General features: G+C 33.1%; 23 protein-coding genes. 12 read left to right on the top strand and 11 right to left on the bottom strand.

What is annotated here, in order from left to right:
* The first annotated feature begins 154 nt into the window (after positions 1–154).
* Together ASJ80_RS01180 and ASJ80_RS01175 are read left to right on the top strand one after the other, a co-directional pair.
* Positions 155–1,741: an MFS transporter gene (locus ASJ80_RS01180; protein ID WP_069583472.1), complete on the top strand. Its 1,587-nt coding sequence runs from the start codon at positions 155–157 to the stop codon at positions 1,739–1,741.
* Positions 1,742–1,757: 16 nt separating this feature from the next.
* Positions 1,758–1,967 carry a hypothetical protein gene (locus ASJ80_RS01175; RefSeq protein WP_069583471.1) on the top strand — a complete coding sequence of 70 codons (210 nt, stop codon included), beginning with the start codon at positions 1,758–1,760 and terminating at the stop codon, positions 1,965–1,967.
* Positions 1,968–2,252: 285 nt separating this feature from the next.
* Here ASJ80_RS01175 and ASJ80_RS16755 read toward each other — a convergent pair whose 3' ends face one another.
* The 4 genes from ASJ80_RS16755 to ASJ80_RS01160 all read right to left on the bottom strand — a co-directional run bounded on the left by ASJ80_RS16755 (position 2,253) and on the right by ASJ80_RS01160 (position 3,881).
* Positions 2,253–2,462, bottom strand: a complete 210-nt coding sequence (locus ASJ80_RS16755; protein ID WP_176720228.1) for a hypothetical protein — start codon at positions 2,460–2,462, stop codon at positions 2,253–2,255.
* Positions 2,463–2,644: 182 nt separating this feature from the next.
* The gene (locus ASJ80_RS01170) at positions 2,645–3,019 is read right to left on the bottom strand and encodes a hypothetical protein (RefSeq protein ID WP_069583470.1); all 375 of its coding nucleotides are present in this window, start codon (positions 3,017–3,019) and stop codon (positions 2,645–2,647) included.
* Between the two features lie 68 nt (positions 3,020–3,087).
* On the bottom strand, positions 3,088–3,294 hold the full coding sequence (locus tag ASJ80_RS01165) for a hypothetical protein (protein ID WP_069583469.1): 207 nt from the start codon (positions 3,292–3,294) through the stop codon (positions 3,088–3,090).
* Between the two features lie 62 nt (positions 3,295–3,356).
* Complete coding sequence (locus ASJ80_RS01160) at positions 3,357–3,881, bottom strand: DUF308 domain-containing protein (protein ID WP_069583468.1); 525 nt, start codon at positions 3,879–3,881, stop codon at positions 3,357–3,359.
* Between the two features lie 738 nt (positions 3,882–4,619).
* Here ASJ80_RS01160 and ASJ80_RS01155 point away from each other — a divergent pair.
* Entirely contained in the window at positions 4,620–4,982 is a 363-nt protein-coding gene (locus ASJ80_RS01155) for a DUF356 domain-containing protein (protein ID WP_069583467.1), read from the top strand.
* Positions 4,983–5,005: 23 nt separating this feature from the next.
* On the opposite strand, the gene ASJ80_RS01150 is transcribed toward ASJ80_RS01155, so the two are convergent.
* From ASJ80_RS01150 to ASJ80_RS01140, 3 genes are all read right to left on the bottom strand, one after another.
* Positions 5,006–5,668 (bottom strand): DUF5518 domain-containing protein, encoded by a 663-nt coding sequence (locus ASJ80_RS01150; RefSeq protein ID WP_069583466.1) that lies wholly within the window; start codon positions 5,666–5,668, stop codon positions 5,006–5,008.
* Positions 5,669–5,754: 86 nt separating this feature from the next.
* Positions 5,755–6,420, bottom strand: a complete 666-nt coding sequence (locus ASJ80_RS01145) for a TVP38/TMEM64 family protein (RefSeq protein ID WP_069583465.1) — start codon at positions 6,418–6,420, stop codon at positions 5,755–5,757.
* A gap of 542 nt (positions 6,421–6,962) precedes the next feature.
* A complete protein-coding gene (locus tag ASJ80_RS01140; RefSeq protein WP_069583464.1) occupies positions 6,963–8,195 on the bottom strand; it encodes a proteasome-activating nucleotidase in 1,233 nt (410 codons plus the stop codon).
* 369 nt (positions 8,196–8,564) lie between these two features.
* Here ASJ80_RS01140 and ASJ80_RS01135 point away from each other — a divergent pair, with 369 nt between their 5' ends.
* Entirely contained in the window at positions 8,565–9,023 is a 459-nt protein-coding gene (locus tag ASJ80_RS01135; RefSeq protein ID WP_069583463.1) for a multiprotein bridging factor aMBF1, read from the top strand.
* 53 nt (positions 9,024–9,076) lie between these two features.
* On the opposite strand, the gene ASJ80_RS01130 is transcribed toward ASJ80_RS01135, so the two are convergent.
* Positions 9,077–9,805, bottom strand: a complete 729-nt coding sequence (locus ASJ80_RS01130; protein WP_069583462.1) for a UPF0280 family protein — start codon at positions 9,803–9,805, stop codon at positions 9,077–9,079.
* 124 nt (positions 9,806–9,929) lie between these two features.
* On the opposite strand from ASJ80_RS01130, the gene ASJ80_RS01125 reads away from it, so the two are divergent.
* From ASJ80_RS01125 to ASJ80_RS01110, 4 genes are all read left to right on the top strand, one after another.
* Positions 9,930–10,532, top strand: a complete 603-nt coding sequence (locus ASJ80_RS01125; RefSeq protein WP_069583461.1) for a PH domain-containing protein — start codon at positions 9,930–9,932, stop codon at positions 10,530–10,532.
* A 163-nt stretch (positions 10,533–10,695) separates the two neighbouring features.
* Positions 10,696–11,862 (top strand): geranylgeranyl reductase family protein, encoded by a 1,167-nt coding sequence (locus tag ASJ80_RS01120; protein ID WP_069583460.1) that lies wholly within the window; start codon positions 10,696–10,698, stop codon positions 11,860–11,862.
* Positions 11,863–12,035: 173 nt separating this feature from the next.
* Positions 12,036–13,166, top strand: a complete 1,131-nt coding sequence (locus ASJ80_RS01115) for a DNA methyltransferase (protein WP_069583459.1) — start codon at positions 12,036–12,038, stop codon at positions 13,164–13,166.
* A 34-nt stretch (positions 13,167–13,200) separates the two neighbouring features.
* The gene (locus ASJ80_RS01110) at positions 13,201–14,706 is read left to right on the top strand and encodes a (R)-citramalate synthase (RefSeq protein ID WP_069583458.1); all 1,506 of its coding nucleotides are present in this window, start codon (positions 13,201–13,203) and stop codon (positions 14,704–14,706) included.
* Between the two features lie 64 nt (positions 14,707–14,770).
* On the opposite strand, the gene ASJ80_RS01105 is transcribed toward ASJ80_RS01110, so the two are convergent.
* On the bottom strand, positions 14,771–15,139 hold the full coding sequence (locus ASJ80_RS01105) for a hypothetical protein (protein WP_069583624.1): 369 nt from the start codon (positions 15,137–15,139) through the stop codon (positions 14,771–14,773).
* 311 nt (positions 15,140–15,450) lie between these two features.
* Between ASJ80_RS01105 and ASJ80_RS01100 the strand changes: the two genes are divergently transcribed.
* Both ASJ80_RS01100 and cgi121 read left to right on the top strand, forming a co-directional pair.
* The gene (locus ASJ80_RS01100) at positions 15,451–15,867 is read left to right on the top strand and encodes a hypothetical protein (protein ID WP_141705174.1); all 417 of its coding nucleotides are present in this window, start codon (positions 15,451–15,453) and stop codon (positions 15,865–15,867) included.
* A gap of 158 nt (positions 15,868–16,025) precedes the next feature.
* On the top strand, positions 16,026–16,520 hold the full coding sequence (cgi121, locus tag ASJ80_RS01095) for a KEOPS complex subunit Cgi121 (protein WP_069583456.1): 495 nt from the start codon (positions 16,026–16,028) through the stop codon (positions 16,518–16,520).
* 168 nt (positions 16,521–16,688) lie between these two features.
* Here cgi121 and ASJ80_RS01090 read toward each other — a convergent pair whose 3' ends face one another.
* Both ASJ80_RS01090 and ASJ80_RS01085 read right to left on the bottom strand, forming a co-directional pair.
* Positions 16,689–17,666 (bottom strand): DegT/DnrJ/EryC1/StrS family aminotransferase, encoded by a 978-nt coding sequence (locus tag ASJ80_RS01090; protein WP_069583455.1) that lies wholly within the window; start codon positions 17,664–17,666, stop codon positions 16,689–16,691.
* Positions 17,667–17,726: 60 nt separating this feature from the next.
* Positions 17,727–18,113, bottom strand: a complete 387-nt coding sequence (locus tag ASJ80_RS01085) for an ArsR/SmtB family transcription factor (RefSeq protein ID WP_069583454.1) — start codon at positions 18,111–18,113, stop codon at positions 17,727–17,729.
* 173 nt (positions 18,114–18,286) lie between these two features.
* Here ASJ80_RS01085 and ASJ80_RS17275 point away from each other — a divergent pair, with 173 nt between their 5' ends.
* Positions 18,287–19,231 (top strand): TrmO family methyltransferase domain-containing protein, encoded by a 945-nt coding sequence (locus tag ASJ80_RS17275; protein WP_218105048.1) that lies wholly within the window; start codon positions 18,287–18,289, stop codon positions 19,229–19,231.
* Between the two features lie 78 nt (positions 19,232–19,309).
* A complete protein-coding gene (locus ASJ80_RS01075) occupies positions 19,310–19,846 on the top strand; it encodes a GyrI-like domain-containing protein (RefSeq protein ID WP_069583453.1) in 537 nt (178 codons plus the stop codon).
* The last annotated feature ends 181 nt before the right edge of the window (positions 19,847–20,027 follow it).

Below are 20,027 nucleotides of genomic sequence, written 5' to 3'. Positions count from 1 at the left end.
ACTCTACACTGATTTTAATTTGAAATTATCTAAGTTAAACTGGATAAATATGGTAAACTTTAATTCATTAGCTTTTCTGGATAATTACATATAAATTTTAAATTAAATTAAGAAAAAGATAAAATATTATGCGCTTAATATAACGAGTGATAAAATGAATGCAGAAAAGGTAAAAAATAGAAATTCTGAACCGGGAATGGTAGTTCTGGCCACCCTTATTTTGGGGGCTGCGGTGGCCAACTTGAACTTATCAGTTGCCAATGTAGCCCTTCCATCCATAGGTTTGGCTTTTAATGCTTCGCAAGTTCAGATTAACATGGTTGCTGTGGGCTTCTCACTTGGCCTGGCTTCCTCAGTATTGTGGTTCGGGGCTCTTGGTGATCATCACGGACGAAAAATGATGCTTATACTGGGAACTATTATATCTATACCCGCATCCTTACTGGCAGGTTTTGCCCCAACTGTTAATATGCTGGTTTTAGCCCGTATAATTGGAGGTTTAGCTGCGGGAATGGCATTTCCAACAACATTAGCAATAATCACCGCATTGTGGTCAGGTCCTAAACGAACGAGATCTATCGCTCTCTGGTCAGGCATAGGTGCCGCTATTGCGGCTTTAGGTCCGCTTTTATCAGGATACCTCCTCATATCTCGCCCATGGGGATCTGTATTTTTAATTACATTGCCCCTAGCATTATTAACATTAGTTATGGCCATTAAATTCATCCCATCCCATGTAAATGAAACCAAAAATCCAGTTGATAATGTGGGAGGCATAATGTCCCTCATACTCATAGGAACATTAATTATGGCCATTAACTTTGCCCCAGTACCCAGTATAAGAACTCTAGTACTTGTTTTAATAATTTTAGCGGCTGTCGTTGGATTCTTATTTATAAAACACCAGCGGGGCATACCTAACCCTCTTTATGATCTAAAAGTAGCAGGCAGGCGGATTTTCTGGGTAGCGGCAAGCGCAGGAATAATTGTTTTTGGATCGTTGATGGGTGCTCTGTACATTGGGCAGCAGTTTTTACAAAATGTTCTGGGTTATTCAACCTTTGATGCAGGACTTTCGATTATACCCTCCGCAATTCTCATGATCCTAGTGGCGCCACAGTCTGCCAAGTTTGTAGAGTCACGAGGATCCAGATTTACGCTTCTTGCAGGTTACCTGTTCTGTTTATTAGGATTCTTGACTATGTTACTGTTATGGAAAGAAGGCATACCCTACTGGAAGGTTGGGCTGGCTTATGCATTAATAGGAATTGGAGTTGGGTTAGCAGGAACTCCGGCATCCCATTCTCTTACAGGATCTGTTCCTGTTAAACGTGTAGGTATGGCATCAGGCACAGCAGACCTGCAGCGTGATTTTGGCGGTGCCATTATGACCTCAATCTTTGGTACATTACTTACCGCAGGTTATGCTTCTGCATTTGCTTCAAAAATCAATAATGTCCCCCAGCAGATCTCGGCCGGTGTGGAAGCAACACTTCAAAAATCATTTGCCAGTGCTTCTACCCTTGCCCAGCAGTACCCTCAATATTCAGATCAGATCATAGCAGGAGCCAAATCTTCTTTTTTAGTTGGAGATCGATGGGCATACCTTGCTGGAATTATTGCTATTTTGGTAGGGGCAGCACTTGTATTTTACAAGTTTCCAAATATGGAAGAAGAGAAAAAATTACTTTCCCATTATTATGAAGAGGATACAAAAACAGAAAATGTGAGAAAAAAATAATTCCACTTGTGATTTTATGTTTGAAATCATTTTCTTTTTTATAATGCTCTTAGTAGTAGCGATTTTTTCCCGTTTAATTGGCAAACTTCCAGTTAGTTTCCAGATGATATTTATTGTAGCAGGAATGTTAACCGGATGGCTTGTTACAGGATATGTAGACATTACCAAGCCGCCATATTCAACCATAATTTTTTTAATTGCAGATAAATCCAAGTATAAATATTAATAAACCCCAGAGTACTGCAAAGTTAATGTCAAATATGAAAAGAACACCTGCAACACTATACCATGAATAAAATTTATATTTACCCTGATAATAAAATATTTAATGAAATCGCCGACAAGAACAAAAGTTTTATTCAAAGTAAAATTATCTGCACCTAGTCCTTTGATCAGTCTTTTTTTTTAATTTGAGGAAGCTCATAAACCCGGAATATCACAGCAAATATAATAAAAGTACCATCTGCTTAAGTCCATTTATATCTGTTATAGGTATATAAAAACAATAAACTCAATTATTTGATTTCCGTATTGTGCAGAAATTAGATGATTTTATCAATAAACTAGGGAGTGCCTGTACTAATTGAGACAATGTTGCTACCAGAAATGCTAATATTCCAAGACCCAAAATAAAAATTCCCAGAAGAGTTATCAACATTCCAATGTTGTAAGAGACCTCTTTTTCCAACCATTTTAAAAAAGGGCAGATAAGTAAGCTCAAGAATATAGAAAGCAGTATGAGACTAGTTATAGGTGCAGTAAATTTTAATGCAACTACTGCAGATAAATAACCACAATTATAATAATCTACCGGAGAAATGGGGGCATTTTAAAGTTATCCCTCATTTTTTTTGTTCCTTATTAAAATTTAAGTAATAATCAAAAAAAGAAAATAAAAAAGTTTTAGAATTTTTGATCTATATTAACAATTCCCATACTTTCAGATGTACTTTGAGTTTGTACAACATTTCCACCCCTGAGCAGCTGTACAGTTAAAGTACCATTGCCTTTATTCTCTATAGATACTGTGACATGACCCGGGTTAAGACCTAAGTTATAATTAGCGTTTCCTGTTCCATTAATTTGCATATCTCCATTTGTATATGCATAGTCACCAGTCCATGGACCATCAGCTGTAATTTGAAGTGTTACATTTGAGTTATTTTGATTTGAGGTACCGTTACTGCTATTGTTTGACATATTGTTACTGCTTGTGCATCCCGAAGCAAAAACAACCAGTATAGATATGGCTAGTATAATTCCCACAATCTTTTTCATGATAATTTCCTCTTTTTGCCCATAATTTTACCATGAAACCATTTTATACATGATAATCAACATTTTATTTATTCAAATAACAGATCATACTCATCTTCTGTTATTATTCCTTTATTTTGCAGTAATTTAGCTAGTTTCTTTAATGTATCTAAATCAACAGACTCTTCCATGTTATTTGATTGATCTGATGACTTGTTAGCTTCATTCATTGCCATCATTCTTCTTCTTGTTCTTCTTCTAGCTCCACCACGTCCTAAAGGTCCTAACTCCGGCATAATATCACCTTTTAGTTAAATACATCTTTTTAATGAGACAGGCTTGCCGATTTTAAATCATTTTAAATTTCTGATTTTTTAGTATTCACCAGATCAGATGGACTAACAAAGAATAAAGCTATTCCATCAATTACCAGCCAAATTCCAATTAATAAAGCTAGATAATATGGATCCCATGCAAATGAAGCCAGTATTATATATAATATACCTAATATGACACCAATAACTCCAGATCCTTTAGCTGCTGTTCCTTCTTTAGCAAATAGTGACATTATACCTGAAATTATCAGGAAAAAGCCTGCAAAGAAGAGAGCTATACTTGCTAAGAAGCTAAATGCAAGTATATGTCCAAATAAACCTATTCCACAAATTACTGCTACGAGTCCAAGTATTAAAAAGGCAATACTTGCAGCTTTGCTTGCTCCCCATGTCCCAAAACTCTGTGCTAATAACCAAATTCCTAAAAACACTACAGCCAGTCCTGCTAGGACACTGGCTGTGAAAATACTTAACAATGGGAAAGCAATGACCAAAATACCTAAAATTACAGCTAAAATACCTAACAACATGTTGTTACCTTCAGCCATATAACATACCCCCTTTTATTTTTTTTCAAGCAAGCCCTAATAAATTATTATATTAATAAATATAAATAATTATTTATTACTAATATCTGGCAGTTCATATACCTTGAATTAATTTAAGGAAAATTAACAACAGAATTAAAAACATGATAATTACAGCTACTGGATACTCTAAATGAGATATAATTAAATAAAAATTGAAGAGGTGTTAAACTTTAAAAATGAGAACTATCAGTAGAAAATAACATGAAATAATTTATTAAAAGAACCAAATAGCCAGTACAAAATTTAACAGATGTCTTTATCTGAAAATGTATATTCATATCTTAAAAATCAAGAAGATGCTTTCATAATCAATTTAAAACAGTACAAAAACATGCTAATCAATTCAAAATTAGTAGATAATAGACAAACTTAAAAACAATGGATTGCTTGATTCTGGAGTGATCAATGGAGAAAAATTTGAAAATATAGAAAAGAAATATTTTACCTTTTATACAGTCCCATTAATTATACAGTTACATAAGATAAATTTAAATACAGTAATTTTAGATATAATAACCCTTATACCATTAATTGAATCTTTAATACTAATTTTATATTTTTAAAAAATAAAGAATATTTAATTAGAAATCATCTACAATACTCATATATCCATAGAAATGTATATCCATAGAAATAATTTTTTAAAAATCAAGTTCTATTTGATTAATCATATCAAAAAATTATACCGGTGAAAAAATGACTCTAATTTTAATACGTGCAAACAGTCAAGGAAAACTATTGAATGCCATTGCAGACATTGAAAGGCATGCTAATTTAAAAATATCAGGAAAACCAAAGATAATTGAACCTCAAATTGCAGACAAACTGGCTAAAGGGATTCTTAAGCAGAATTTAAGATCAAAATGTGAAATAGCAACTCTCATAAAAGTTTTAGACGACACAACAAAAAGCATAATGCATATTAAAAAAATACACCCGCCAGCACATATTGTTGTTATAAGCGAGGAATATAAAGAATTTGAAGAAATAAAAAAGATGTTTAATATATTACCTGTACTTAAAGGTTATTATTCACACAAATCAGTTCCTTCAAATTAAAATTTTTTAGTTAAGCACTAATCTTATTTTTCAGCTTTAATTAAGAATTCACGTATTGAAGTACCTATTACTCCTCCAATAAGGCCAAAAAGGGTAAGGATTAATATGGCACCGCTCATTTCAAAAATGAATATTTCTATATTAAAGAGGATATCATCAATAAATAAAAAATTACCTCTAAAACTTAAAATTAAGAGTGCAGCTATTACACCAACTATAATTCCATTTATAGCTCCATCTTCACTTTTTCCTCCAGCAATTAAAGATGCAACTATTCCTCCAATTAAAAGCAATAATAAAGCATAATTCGAATCTACAAATATGAAAGTAGGGATCACTACAATTAAAACGCCTACAATAATTGCCAGCACCCTCAATATCCATTTATTAGATGTAAATTTTAGCACATTTTTATTAGCATCAGCAGAGCTATTTTCTTCATTTTTGGTATCTTTTATCATTTTACCACAAGATTTACAGTATTTCTCACCTGCAGAATTCTCAATTCCACAGTCAGGACAAATATTAAATTCATTTATAGGATCTAATTCTTCGTCGAAATGTGCATTAAAATTTTGGACAAATCTCAAGGAACCTCCGCACTCACATGCCTCAAATTCATCCGGCTTTTCTCCTTCTTTAAGCTTGTAATAGCCACCACATTTCTCGCAGATAAGATAAGACATTTAAACACATCAACTGAGATAATCTACTATTATTATTTGTTTTGCATGATTAATAAATTATTAATATTGTAAAATAAACAATGACCTTAATCAGAATTAAGTATCTTTTTATTTTTCAAAATGACAATCATAACACCAGGGAATATTATAGCAGCTGCAAAAGCAAGTAAAAATGAATTAATATGGGCAGAATAAGCACCAACAGCTGCATAAACCATGGATATACTCAAATTGGATATTGTAATCATAGAAATAAAACGGCTGATTTTCATACGGCCAATTCCTGCAAATAGAACTGAAGTTTCAGCAAGTATCGGGACTGAACGTGAAACAATAATTATCCAATCCCCATACTTCTTTTGAAGAGATTCAAATCCAGAAATTTCTTTTGTATCTACGAATCGAAGAGCTGCGGGACGTCCGAATTTAGCTCCAATCCAGTATCCTATTAAACAGCTGATTGTCATGCCCACTAAAGAAATAAGAGTTCCACCTATAAATCCAAGAAAATATCCGCCTGCCGTACTTAATATACTAGATGGAACTGGAGCTATAATATCCATAGATAATAAAAATCCAATAACTAAGCTTGTAATTAGTTTAGAAGGTTCAGATTGAAAAAAACTATTAGTCCAGTTATCTAAAGAATCTCCAAATAAGACAAAAGGAATTAAAAGAAGAATAAAAATTGCAGCTGTTAATAATATCCATTTAATTCCAATAGGAGTTTCTAAATTTATTTTATTTTGCAAGATTTAACTTCCGCAATTATCAATAATATATTCCATATAAAAAGTATTATTAATATATGTAATCTAAAATAAATAATTTTATTGAAATTCTACAAAACATTGTAAATTCACTGCTTAATTAATTTAAATTCAATTAGAATACTAGTTCAAACCTGTAGAATACTGAATTAAATTAAAAAAAATTGAATTAAAAGTCGAATTTAATAATAGTAATAATAAGCCTCAGATCGCCCATCATTCATCACGTATCAGAGCTCATAGGGTTCATCACTGGCTTAAAATTAGATTTTAAATTATAAGATAAATAGTTTGTGGACACTCAAAAATAAAAAAGAATTGAAAAACCCTCAAACACGAAGTGTTTGGGGCATGTAAAAACCTTTCAAAATTCGTAGAATTTTGAACGCACAAAACCGTAGGTTTTGTAAGCTTCGGTTTTTACGGTTACGGAGCTGTGCTCCGTAAACACCGAAAATTCTACGAATTTTCGAGTGCTATCACAATCAAAGATTGTGATGCACCAAACACCCTGTGTTTGAGTGTTAACCGTACATTACACCTGCTTCTCTTCTAACTTCTTCTTCTTTCTCAAGACCTACAATTTTATCAATTGCATCCATGAAATCGTTCATTGTAACGCTGGATCTTTCTTCCCTTATTGCGAACATACCTGCTTCTGTACAGATAGCTTTAAGGTCGGCACCAGAAGCACCTTCAGTTAATGATGCAACAAGTCTTATATCCACTTCTTCTTCTAAGGACATATTTCTGGTGTGGATTTTCAAGATCTCCATTCTACCGTCTTCATTTGGAATTGGAACTTCTATGAACCTGTCAAATCTTCCAGGACGTAAAAGTGCAGGGTCTAATATATCCGGCCTGTTGGTCGCTGCAACGATTCCAACATCTCCTCTTGCTTCGAATCCATCCATTTCTGCAAGTAGCTGCATGAGTGTCCTTTGAACTTCTCTGTCACCACTTGTTGAACTTTTGAGCCTCTTAGCTGCAATTGCATCTATTTCATCAATGAAGATAATACTTGGTGCTTTCTCTTTTGCAAGTTCGAATACACCTCTGACTAATCTTGCACCTTCACCAATGTATTTTTTTACAAATTCAGATGCAACAATTTTTATGAATGTTGCATTGGTCTCATTTGCAACTGCTTTTGCAAGAAGGGTCTTACCTGTTCCTGGAGGACCGTATAAAAGTACTCCTTTTGGAGGTTCAATTCCAATATTTGCAAATAATTCTGGTTTTTTAAGTGGTAATTCTACTGTTTCCTTAATTTCAACGACTTGTTCTTCAAGTCCACCAATTTGCTCATAACTTACTTCTGGCTTTTCTTCTACTTCCATACCGCTGATTAAAGGATCTTTCTCAGATGGCAGTACATTTACAATACTAAATGTTTGCTGATTTAAAGCAACCCTTGAGCCGGGTTCTAATGATTTCTTATCTAATAAACGTGAATAATTTATAACGAAATGAGGTCCTGTGCTGCTTTTTACTACAAGTTTTCCATCTTCTAAAACTTCAGTTATAGTAGCCACTACAAGAGGAGGGGACCTAAACCTTTCAATTTCGCCTCTTAGAGATTTTACTTCTCTGTCGAGCCTCATCTTTTCATTTTCAACTAAAACTTTGTCTTTTTCAAGCTTTCTAACTTTCCACATTAAATTCCTTTTAGTTTTAGTATTCTCCTCCTTTAGGAGTTTAATTTCCTTCTTAAGATCTTCAGTTTTTTTCATTATATTTCGGGACATGTCTTCCATGATCCTTATTCACTCCTGAAATTTTTATTAAATTGAAAATATTTATTAATTAATTCAGTCATATTTTTGTTTTAATAATATTTAAATATTGAGGGTACACAATATAATAGAAAAGTATAATTTAACGTTTTTTTTAAAAGCCAATGCAAATTAAAGTTTTTCGAGGCCACTGAAAATTAAAAAATTATGTTTTCAAAATTTACAAAATCATATATTTTTTATAAAACATAATTTAAGATGTATAAAACAGACATAAATATTATAAAGAAGAATAAGAAAAGTATAAATACTTAAACAAGAACAACTGTTCGTTTTATTGCATTATCAATATTATATATTACACTTACATGAAAATACAAAGTGATCAGCATGAGATGCGAGATATGTGGAAAGAAAATAGTTGGAGAACCAGTGAAAACAAAAATTGAAAGCTCAATTATGGTTACATGTAATGAATGTTCTAAATTCGGAAAAGTACAGAGAGAACCACCAAAAGCAAGGAAACCAAGGCCAGTAAGAAGAAGTCCTAAATTCAGGGAGCCTTCAGAAGAAGTTATCGAAGATTTCAAAGATATTATACGAAAAGGCAGGGAAAGAAAAGGATGGACCCGTGAAGTACTGGCTGAGAAAGTATATGAAAAAGCCTCTGTGGTTAACAGGGTTGAATCTGGAAAGATGGTTCCAGATATTAAACTTGCAAAAAAATTAGAAAAAATACTGGACGTAACACTCATTGAAAAAACTGACGATGGAAAACAGGAAGATTTAGGCCCACGAGCCAGAAGAGGAGCTACAATAGGAGATATAGCTCGAATTAAGAGGAACTAAATCCAATTTGAAAAAATATTAGAAATATATTTTTTTCAACTTCTTTTTATTTTTTAATAAATATCAAAAAGATCTCCTAAAACAACTTTTTTATCAGTTTTAATCAATTTAGGGATTTTTCCAACTGTTCCGGCAGATTCACCGACCACGATCATAACACCCCTAAAATAAGGTTTAAAATCTTCAGCTCTTGCCAGGCAGTTCTGCACAGCATCTTGTTCTAAATCACCTTTAGCTTCATTTGCAATGCTTGTAGCAAGCGCGTCGGCAATGCTGGCATGGTCTGCAAATACAGTTACAGAATCTGCCCTTCCCAAACTTATAGAATGCCCAACAGTTCCAGAAGAGGTGCATATTCCCATTGGAGTTTTCCCGTATTTTATTTTAAAACCAATCTGTCCCGAAAGTGATGAAGTTCCGGCATAAAGGCCCATTACCACGTCTTTATTAGTTTTAATGGCTATATCTCCACCGTTTTCTACAATTGCATATTTTGCACCGTTTTTTATTAAGAAATTCATTGAGAGTTCTGATATTGTCCCTGCAACAGCCGCCATCGGGCCTACTTCTGCAATTTTACCTGCTTTTACCATTACTTTTGCTATAAAAGGAGCATCTTCCGCATTTACTGGTTCAAAAGATATTAAAAACTCTTTATTATCCCTAGTATAATTTATAAGCTCCATACGCTGTCTTAAAATAAAATTAGAAAGTTTATGATTTATTAAATCTGTCTTAAGTAAAATGTTAGTTTCATCAAGCCTAATTCTTTCTGTGATCATCGTGGTTAGTTTGTCTTACATAAAATATTTAGATTACTAATTCTAAATTATGCATAGATAAAACACAGAAAGGATCATAATTAAATTTAGTTTATCCATTAAAGTAGTGGAAAGTGGTGATTTTATGAGACACACAAAAGATATTCGTTCAGGAGAAAGAATTTTATTTGAGACCAAGCCTCGCTTTTTTATGTATTTAAAATCAGCTGTAATTAAATTCATTGCATTACTTGTAATTATATTTATTTTTGAGCCCGTAGTATCTGTAGTTGCAAGAATACAAAATTATATCATAAAATATATCCAGGTTCCACTTGTAGAAGCTACCACCATAATCATGTTCTTTTTAATGCTTATTTTGATTCTCTGGATCATATGGGACATACTTTCATGGGAATACACAACCTATACCCTTACAAATTACAGAGTTATCCTGGAAAAAGGGATAATCCGTAAAAACAAATCATATATGCATTATGATAAAATTCAAGACGTTAACGTTTCGCAGGGATTAATAGAACGCCTGACCACCAGTGGAGATATATCTGTATATGGAGGTCATGAAAATACCAGAATAATACTCAATGATATTCCAGATCCTAAAAAAGTAGAAGATAGAATAAACCAGATGATTGAAGGAGACTACATAGTTGAAAAACCATCTGGCCCCAAAAAGATTAAAGATTCTGTAATGGACAGGTATGACAAAAAATTTAAGAAATATTAATTAAAATCTTAAATAGTTGTAGTTACAAACTTCAAATGTACTCTTCTAATACTAATTTAACATATATCACAGGTATTTCCTGTTTTTTACAGTCCCCGAAAACATGTTTTCGTGGTTTTACATTGAATGAGATGAAATAGCATTGTTAAACGGATAAGATAACATGAAAAATTATGATGTGGCTATAGTCGGAGCCGGACCGGTAGGCTCAACATTTGCAAGATACGCGGCAGAAAAAGGGCTTAAAGTAGCAATATTCGAGAAAAAAAAAGAAATAGGAGTACCTCTGCAGTGTGCTGGACTTCTAGGTAACAAAATAAAAGATGTGAATGTTCTACCTGATGAAGTTATACTTAATGAAATATATGGGGCATGTTTACATTCCCCATCCAGTACTATGATTTCTATGCGTAAAAAAGAAGAGCCTTTAGCCTATGTTTTAGATAGAGTTGCATATGACAAATATCTAGCACAATTAGCAGTAGATAAAGGAGTAGAACTTTTTTTAAACCATCGAGCAGAAAAAATAGACATAGAAACTGGAGAGATATACTTCAAAGATAAAAAAATATCTGCTGAAATCATTGTAGGTGCTGACGGCCATGCATCTATAGTATCTGAAACTTTTAACAACGCATCCAAATATGTACATGCAAGCCAGTATTTAATCGACGCTGGAGAAAATGCATTTAAAGAAGATTATTTTCAGGTATATGTTAATTCAAAAATATCCCCTGGGTTTTTATGGGTTATTCCAATTTCAGAATACACTGCAAGGGTAGGTCTATTTGGTGATTTTGATTATAATGATTTAAGTGAGATTTTAAATGATTTTTTAAAAAACAATGAAACTTTAAGAAATGCAAAAATTTTGAAAAAATATCACGGTAAAATTCCCATATATGACCCTAAAAAAGACATAGTAAAAAACAGGGCCATACTTATAGGGGACGCAGCTTCCCAGGTTAAACCAACTACAAGCGGCGGACTTATAATAGGGTTTAATTGCGCAAAAATCGCTTCAGAAGTCGTATATGAAGCAATTAGTTCTCAAAACATTGATATTTTAAAGAAATATCAAAAAAGATATAAAAAAATGTATAATACAGAACTTAAAATGCAGCTCAAAGTACAGGATACCTATAAATCCCTGGATGATGAAAATCTTGACTCTGTAATTTTAAAACTTAAAGAAAAAGAAGTAGGAAAAATAGTTTCTGAATATGGAGATCTGGATTCCCAATCACCGCTCATGATAAAATTAATAAAAAACGGAGTAATTTTCTCAGTTCTTCCTAAACTGCTGTCACGTAAAATATTTGGTTTATAAAATTAACATACTTTTCATTACTTATTTTGAAAATAGTTAGTTCAAATGAAAAATTATTTTGTTTAATTTGAATCGTAATCAAGTAATTTATTAAAGGTGAAAACCCCAACTATCAGTTAATCTATGAAATATAAAAAAATAAATACCACTCAACTCTTAAAGGTGTCTAATCTATGGAAATAATCTTCATTTTATCCGGTGAAAACGAAACTTTACCAAAAGCAGAAGTAACAGCGAGTTTAGAGACTGAAAATGTCTCCTTTAATATAAAATATCATCAAAACGGAATTTTAATCATTGAAATTGCAGATGAAGACTCTGCAGTTATTGAGGTAATAGGTAAAAAAGTTGCCTATACCCATGAGATATGTAAATTACTGTTTAAAACCAGTATTCCTCATTTAAACGATGATATCCAAAAATACCCCTGGAAAGATATTATTAGTCAAGATTATGCAGTAAGGGTTAAAAGAGTAGGTATTGACCCTGATTTTAACTCCCAAGCCATGGAAATCGAGCTTGGAGGTATTATTAAAAAAGAGTTGGGAGATGAAGCCATAGTAAATCTTGAGAATCCCGATACTTTTTTAAGAACAATCGTACTTGATAACTCAGCCCCCGAACATAAAACATTCGGCACATGCGAAAATATCAAATTTTCGCGGTTGCGAAGCTGTGCTCCGCAAACATCGAAAGCAAAGCTTTCGAATGTTTTAGTCAGTGAACAACTGATTAAAAGAAGTAAAAAACACTACAATGACTTAAAACCTCATAAAAGACCATTCTTCTATCCAGGATCCATGAGCCCCAAACTTGCAAGGGGAATGGTTAATCTAGCACGGGCCAAAAAAGGAAGCACAGTTCTAGACCCATTCTGTGGAACAGGTGGTATTTTAATAGAAGCAGGAATAGTAGGGGCTAGAGTAATTGGAACTGATATAGACGAGAAAATGGTTGAAGGAACTAAAAAAAATCTTGAATACTGCAACATTAAGGATTATACTATTTTTCAGGGAGATGCAAGGTATATTACACTTGAGGAAAAAGTCGATGCTATTGTAACTGATCCTCCCTATGGTATTTCAGCTTCAACAGCAGGTATAGACAGTAAAAAGATTTATGAAGAATCCCTTGCATCCATGCAGGGACTATTAAAAGAAGACGGATATATCTGTATGGCAACTCCCCACTACCTGGACATCCATGAACTTGTGAGTCATACTAAATTTAAAATAATAGAACAATACAAGATAAGAATGCATAAAAGTTTAACCAGAGTTATCTCTGTACTTACAAAAAAATAAAGTTTATAAAGTTAAAATAAAAAGAGGAATTCCTTTGAACGCTAGAATATTAGATACAACACTTAGAGACGGCGAACAGACCCCTGGAGTTTCTTTAACTCCTGATGAGAAGCTGCGAATGGCCCTAAAACTTGACGAACTTGGTGTAGATGTTATTGAGGCAGGATCTGCCATTACATCAATTGGTGAAAGGGAAGGAATTAAAAAAATTACCAGTGAAGGGCTTTCTACTGAAATATGCAGTTTTGCAAGGGCTGTTAAAGTTGATGTAGACGCCGCATTGGAATGCGACGTGGATAGTGTTCATCTGGTTATTCCAACATCTGATCTTCATATAAAATATAAATTAAAAAAAACAAGGGAAACAGTTAAAGACCTTGCAATCGAAAGCACGCAGTATGCTGTCGACCACGGGCTGCTGGTAGAGCTTTCTGCAGAGGACTCAACAAGAAGTGACATTGATTACCTCACACAGGTATTCAAAGAAGGGATAGATGCTGGTGCAAAAAGGATATGTGCATGCGATACCGTTGGAATGCTCACTCCTGAAAAAGCCTACGAATTTTATGGGCATTTATCAAAACTGGATGCACCTTTAAGTGTTCACTGCCATAACGACTTTGGACTTGCAGTTGCAAATTCACTTTCAGGTTTAAGAGCTGGCGCAAGTCAAGCCCATGTCACAGTAAATGGAATAGGCGAAAGGGCAGGAAATGCTTCTTTAGAAGAGTTAGTAGTTTCACTATACTCACTTTACGGCGTAAAGACAAATATAAAAATAGGAATGTTATACGAAATCTCTAAAATGGCCTCAAGGTTAACCAATGTGCCATTACAACCAAATAAAGCCATTGTAGGGGAAAATGCATTTGCCCACGAGTCAGGAATACATGCAGACGGTGTAATTAAAAAAGCCGAAACATACGAACCTATAACCCCCGAACTTGTGGGACACAAGCGCAGATTTGTGATGGGCAAACATATAGGGTCAGGCCTGCTTAAAAAACGGCTTGAAGAAATGGGGCTGCGTGTAGATGATGAAAAACTCAACCAGATATTTACAAGGGTAAAAGCCCTTGGAGATAAAGGCAAATGCGTTACAGATGTAGATTTACAGGCGATAGCAGAAGATGTACTTGGAATAGTGGCTGAAAAAGTGGTCGAGCTGGAAGAGCTTACCATAGTTTCAGGAAATAAAATTACTCCAACTGCATCAGTAAGACTTAATATTAACAACAATGAAGTTCTTGAAGCTGGAATAGGTATAGGTCCAGTAGACGCAGCCATAGTTGCGGTTAAAAAGAGCATAGCTGATTTTGCAGATATAGAACTTGAGCAGTACCACGTAGATGCTATAACTGGAGGTACCGACGCACTGATTGATGTAATTGTCAAGCTCAAACATGAAGACCAGATTGTGACTGCAAGAAGTACACAACCAGATATCATAAATGCAAGTGTAGAGGCTTATTTAAGCGGAATTAATAAAATATTGAGCGATAAAAAAGATATCAAAAAAATAAAAGAAGGGGACCTCTAAAACAGGTTTTTCTCTTTTAAAATACTTTTTTTTTAATTTAGATTCTTTTTATGGTTATAACAACCTAATTTGGAGCTCTCTTTACATTGCGATATTTCGCATAACCATAAAACCATCTTATGGACAATATAATGTGAAATCCAGACCACCAGATAATTCCAATGAAATAAACCATTATCCCTAAAAAGATATTGATCAATGCCACCATTAAAAAAACAATGGGATTTCTATAAAAAAATGATGTAACTCCCATAAACTGTTGTATAGTCGATGAAAAGAAAATTGTGGGGTTAACACCTATTAAAATCCATAGTAACAAACCAAAAGTCCCCAGAATAATTCTAAATACTGTTCTAGCTGGAGATAATTTTTTTTCAAGATCTGCTGCTAATTTTTTCTCATTACTAACTGCATCTTTCTTACCTTTCCTCAAGAAATTATCCCCCATTGCTTTAAAAGTAAATTGAACCTTAATAAACATTTCTTAAATTACAGGCAGTGTTTATTCTCTTTAAAAAATAAAAAATATACTTTAACTTAATTAAATAAACACAACACCTGCATTATACACACAAATACTAAATAAAATCTTTTTATCGGCCATATTTTCCATTTAAGTATGTATAAATAATCAAGTCTTTAACTTAGTTTTTAAATATTTTAATTAGCAGTGATGAGGCTTAATTTTACCAGATGATCTATATATTTAGAAAATTAAATAATAGTTTTTATATATTAAATGATATGGAAACCGAAAATGAATCATATCAAGTTAATATTGAAGAATCATTTTTAGAAATTATTAAAGATTTTAAGGACTCTTACAGCGGTCTTTTTATTAAAGGGGTTACAGATCCCCAGGTTATAAAAGAAGGAAATCTAGAGAAAATAGGAGAATCACTGACAAGGATATCTGAATTTTTAGACAACAGACTTCAAGATCTAGAGTTTGAAGCCAGTGAAGAAAAAGTTAACGAAATAAATTCACGTCTAAAAACTGCTGTAAAAGTGGTCAATGAAATGGGAAATGAAATAAAATCATTAGAAAATCAGGAACCAAAAGATTACCACTGGTATGTGGTTGGAACACTTGCTGTGGTTTTAATAGGGCTATTTGACTATATTGAAATTTACATTGAACACCACCCCCAATCCAAATAAGCATCAACAAAAAAATTTAAAAGACCTGCTGTCTTAACTAATAGTTGGCTGTCAAACAGCCCATATTTTTACAATACAAAATAATAAAATGGATTAATAGAATAAATAGCACGTATTAAAGCTATAACAAGTTTAAAATTATCTTTGAGGAGTACACTATGGAATACAATATCCAGATAGCTGGTTTCAGTTCAAATATCGAAGATTTCGGAAAATTAATGAGTAATATTAACAAAATAAGCAAAAACTGTACTGTTCAGCTTTTAAATGCTGATGGAATCGCCGGCCGTGAGCATATCCTCCATGCAGCAGTTCATGCAATTAAAGCATTTGAGAGGAATGAAAACATTGCAAAAGACCTTGGACTTGAAATATGCGTGCGTGCATCTGCTCAAAGGCAAATATCCAAAGCACTTTCAATTTTAGGGCTAAAAGAAGGTAAAATGAATATCTGTGCAGTAGTTGTAGACTGTAGCAAAAATATTATGGAAGAACTGGAAACTGTACTGGATAAAAGAGATGATAACATCTTAAATCCAGATAAAACACTTTTAAAAGGCATTTACAATATTTCAGAAGGGGAAATAAAAACTGCGGGAGGAATATCCAATTTGATGATTGAAAAAACCACACTGCTGATACTGGAAACTTAAACTACAATTTTATGCTCCATCAATTTCCTTTTCAAATATTAACTTGAATTTTAATTAACTCAATCAATTACACTTTTAACTTGGAACAATTTCTTAAATCTATTATACTAAAAACTTAAGCTGTGATTATATCCAATTCCTTTAAAACATTAAATTCTTAGAAATAACCTAACCAATTATTCCTTTAACAAATTGAACTACTTCTTTTAAACTACCATTTTCCAGAGACTGCATATCAAGATTCTTAACCTCAATACATACAGCATCCATCATCACTCGTTCATATCTAGGACAGATAGTTATTATACCCCTTCCATCAGCTTTTAATTTTTGTCTGAGTAAATACCCTGTTTTTTTAGGATCATCTGTCTTTAAAGCAACGCTTATCCCTCTTTTATCAGGGTGAAGTGCAGATTCAAATTCTTTTTTAAGAATATCACATGCTTCAGTTGTCTTTGACAGTATCTGTGAAGCATTTTTAATTTCTGCAGATATTCCTGCACAAGTTACAGGACTTGCTTTTAATGTTTTCAAAAGGACTTTAGATTCTTTAAAGAGTTCATTGTAGTTTGTTGAGATAAATCCTCCGTTTCCAACGTTTACTATTTTAGGAGAGCCTGTCGAAGCCACAATTACATGTGCATGTTCGCCGTTCCCCAATTTTTTTTCTTTATCTCCTACTCCTCCAGAAGCATCTTCAACCAGCATTACTCCTTTATCATCACATATTTCAAACAGCTCTTTTACAGGCTGTTCTGCAATATACCCTGCAAAACTTGTTATAAAAAGAGCTTCAGGTTTGTGTTTATTAATGGTTTCTTCAAGAGTTTCAGGGCTGATAATTCCAATGTCGGTAGGTACTTCGACAACTTCAATACCCCTAAACTCAGCCATGTTTCTAAATCCAGTCCATCCACCCTGATCTGGAATCAATATTTTATCTTTAAATGAATTCATAGCTGCCAGAATTGCAGAATTTCCACTATTTACAGTTTTTACATGATTATGTCCTGTTATTTCGCTTATTTTATCCTGTGCAAGTTTGATTTCATCAAATCCCCTGTTTGATGCATAATCAATCGTCATCGCAGTTTCACACATCGCGTTTCTAGTTTCTTTTGAAGGTTTTTTAAAATGTAGTTCCACTTAAATCATCCCATAAACTTAACTTAAAAAAATAGTTAATTTCAATAACATTAAATAATATCAATCTTTATTTCTTTCCAAAAATGATTTTGCAAGCTCCATTCTTTGCTTTCTTTCTTTAACTTTTCTTTTCATGGCCATATTTTCTTTGTAAGTGGTTTCAATTGATTTAACATAATTTTTTCCATCTTCAGTAATTATATAAGTCCCATGCTGAACTTTTTCCACAAGAAATTTATCTTTTAAGTCATTCAAATGGTTAGCTAATGCAGATTTTTTCAAATCAGTTTCTTCAAGCAGTGTCTGGAAGGTTAAATGCCCTTCTAAAAGCAGGATAAGAATTTTAAATCTATTGGGATGAGCAATTGTTTTTAAAATAGAAACAATTTCATCAGATGAATTTAAAAGAAATTCTTGTGAAGGGTTTAAATTACTTTTTTTATCCATATGCTAGTTTTTTTTAGAAGTTAGATAAAAATCTTTTCTTTAAATTAACTTTTGTATTTTACCCATTCCCCCCACTAAAGTTCACAAAATTGTGGAGTAATATTCCATATTATAGTAAACTTTTAATATAAGAAAATTCAATTCACAACTGTAGATTTAAAGGAGAATTCAAAATGAAAATTGAATTAAAAACCGTAGAAGAAAATCAAGTAGCCAGCATTTCACATGTAGGGCCAGTAGAAGAAATGGGGGAGTTAATAAGTGAACTAACAGGATGGATAATGCAAAAAGGGCTTCAAATTACACAGCCACCGTTTGTAGTCTACTATACAAGCCCTATGGAAGTTTCCCCTGAAAAAATGGAATATGAAGTGGGAATACCATTCAAAGGAAATACAGATGGAGATGCAAAGGTGAAAATAAAAATAATGCCAAAGCACAAATCCATCTCCACCATATTTAAAGGTCCATACCAAGAAATAGGCCCTGTTTATGCTGAAATAATGCAACACATCATGGAAGGGAAATATGAAATGATTGGAGCCCCAAGGGAAGCTTATCTCAACAACCCAGAGGAAGTTCCAGAAAATGAACTTCTAACCGAAGTTATATTCCCTGTCATAGATTTAGAAGACTGCGAGAATCCTGCTGAAAATGCCAATATAGCAGAGAATCCAGAGATAACAATAGCAAATTCATATACAATTTCACCAATAGGATATGCAAAAAGAGAGGGTATAGATGCATTTTTGGAAATTGATGGCAAATATATCCCTGGATTAAAAGAACTAGATAATTTCAGCCACGTGATGGTACTTTGGTTAGCTGATAAAATAGAAAATAGAAATATGCTGCAAATGTATCCCCCCTATTCAATGAATACGCTTACAGGAGTTTTTGCAACCCGTGCAGAGTATCGACCAAACCCCATAGCAGTAACTACATGTAAAATACTGGATATTGATGAAGAAAAAGGTATTATTAGGGTAGCAAACCTTGATGCGGTTGATGGAACTCCAATTATAGATTTGAAGCCATATATGCCCCCATTTGATCGGGTTAAAGAACCAGAAATTCCCAAGTGGCTTTCTTTTCTGTGGCCAGAATGGGTGCATTAAACAGTCAGCCGAGACATCAATAATTAATAGGAGGTCATCCTAAAGATATTATTAAATATTTTTTCCGGAAGTATCAATATGGCCTCAAATAAATCTTTAAAACCTTTAAAAATAGAAATTATCGATTCAAAAATACTTAAATTAATGGGGTGCGTTTATTATGGTGATCCATTTCATTCTAATGAAGAATGGAGTGTAGAAAATGAAATAGGATTGCTCTGGAATCGTTTCTATAAGTTATGTGAGAAGTATGGAGATATACTCCCAAAAAAAATGGTTAACGACCGGGCCTATGAAGTTCATCTTCAACCTGAAGACTATAAAGAAACTGGGAAATTTTACGTTTATGTTGGAATTGAAGTAAGGAAAATAGAAGAAATGCCCCTTGAAATGTTTTGTAAAACATTCCCAATGACAAAGTATGCTGTCTTCACATTTAAAGGAGAAAAAATGTCTCAAGGAGGGGAGTACATCTGGAATAAATGGCTCCCAAACTCAGATTACCAGGAAGCTCATCCATACATGGCATTAGCATATGATAAAGACCGGTTCTTTGGACTAGATAATCCTGAATCTGAAATTGATTTCTATGTCCCTGTAAAACCAAAATATTGATAAAATGATTTTTAACATTGCTTTAAAACATTTGATCACTATCATCCCACTTAAAACAATTAAATTAAATAGTAAATTTTAAATAACAATTTAATGTTAATATCTCCATTTAGTAATAATTTGCTAATTATTTTCTAAGACACAAAAGGGGATAGATAAAATTAATGGGAAAATAAGGCAT

The sequence above is a fragment of the Methanobacterium bryantii genome (assembly GCF_002287175.1).
GTDB classification, from domain to species: domain Archaea; phylum Methanobacteriota; class Methanobacteria; order Methanobacteriales; family Methanobacteriaceae; genus Methanobacterium_D; species Methanobacterium_D bryantii.
The sequence above is the reverse complement of the archived record's forward strand: the minus strand, read 5'-3'. Positions and strand labels throughout refer to the sequence as shown.

What these genes read in the sequence shown, in the direction of transcription:
- ASJ80_RS01180 (WP_069583472.1), top strand. Translation starts at nt 155, where the DNA reads ATGAATGCAGAAAAGGTAAAAAATAGAAATTCTGAACCGGGAATGGTA.
- ASJ80_RS01175 (WP_069583471.1), top strand. Translation starts at nt 1,758, where the DNA reads ATGTTTGAAATCATTTTCTTTTTTATAATGCTCTTAGTAGTAGCGATT.
- ASJ80_RS01170 (WP_069583470.1), bottom strand. Translation starts at nt 3,019, where the DNA reads ATGAAAAAGATTGTGGGAATTATACTAGCCATATCTATACTGGTTGTT.
- ASJ80_RS01165 (WP_069583469.1), bottom strand. Translation starts at nt 3,294, where the DNA reads ATGCCGGAGTTAGGACCTTTAGGACGTGGTGGAGCTAGAAGAAGAACA.
- ASJ80_RS01160 (WP_069583468.1), bottom strand. Translation starts at nt 3,881, where the DNA reads ATGGCTGAAGGTAACAACATGTTGTTAGGTATTTTAGCTGTAATTTTA.
- ASJ80_RS01155 (WP_069583467.1), top strand. Translation starts at nt 4,620, where the DNA reads ATGACTCTAATTTTAATACGTGCAAACAGTCAAGGAAAACTATTGAAT.
- ASJ80_RS01150 (WP_069583466.1), bottom strand. Translation starts at nt 5,668, where the DNA reads ATGTCTTATCTTATCTGCGAGAAATGTGGTGGCTATTACAAGCTTAAA.
- ASJ80_RS01140 (WP_069583464.1), bottom strand. Translation starts at nt 8,195, where the DNA reads ATGGAAGACATGTCCCGAAATATAATGAAAAAAACTGAAGATCTTAAG.
- ASJ80_RS01135 (WP_069583463.1), top strand. Translation starts at nt 8,565, where the DNA reads ATGAGATGCGAGATATGTGGAAAGAAAATAGTTGGAGAACCAGTGAAA.
- ASJ80_RS01130 (WP_069583462.1), bottom strand. Translation starts at nt 9,805, where the DNA reads ATGATCACAGAAAGAATTAGGCTTGATGAAACTAACATTTTACTTAAG.
- ASJ80_RS01125 (WP_069583461.1), top strand. Translation starts at nt 9,930, where the DNA reads ATGAGACACACAAAAGATATTCGTTCAGGAGAAAGAATTTTATTTGAG.
- ASJ80_RS01120 (WP_069583460.1), top strand. Translation starts at nt 10,696, where the DNA reads ATGAAAAATTATGATGTGGCTATAGTCGGAGCCGGACCGGTAGGCTCA.
- ASJ80_RS01115 (WP_069583459.1), top strand. Translation starts at nt 12,036, where the DNA reads ATGGAAATAATCTTCATTTTATCCGGTGAAAACGAAACTTTACCAAAA.
- ASJ80_RS01100 (WP_141705174.1), top strand. Translation starts at nt 15,451, where the DNA reads ATGGAAACCGAAAATGAATCATATCAAGTTAATATTGAAGAATCATTT.
- cgi121 (WP_069583456.1), top strand. Translation starts at nt 16,026, where the DNA reads ATGGAATACAATATCCAGATAGCTGGTTTCAGTTCAAATATCGAAGAT.
- ASJ80_RS01085 (WP_069583454.1), bottom strand. Translation starts at nt 18,113, where the DNA reads ATGGATAAAAAAAGTAATTTAAACCCTTCACAAGAATTTCTTTTAAAT.
- ASJ80_RS17275 (WP_218105048.1), top strand. Translation starts at nt 18,287, where the DNA reads ATGAAAATTGAATTAAAAACCGTAGAAGAAAATCAAGTAGCCAGCATT.
- ASJ80_RS01075 (WP_069583453.1), top strand. Translation starts at nt 19,310, where the DNA reads ATGGCCTCAAATAAATCTTTAAAACCTTTAAAAATAGAAATTATCGAT.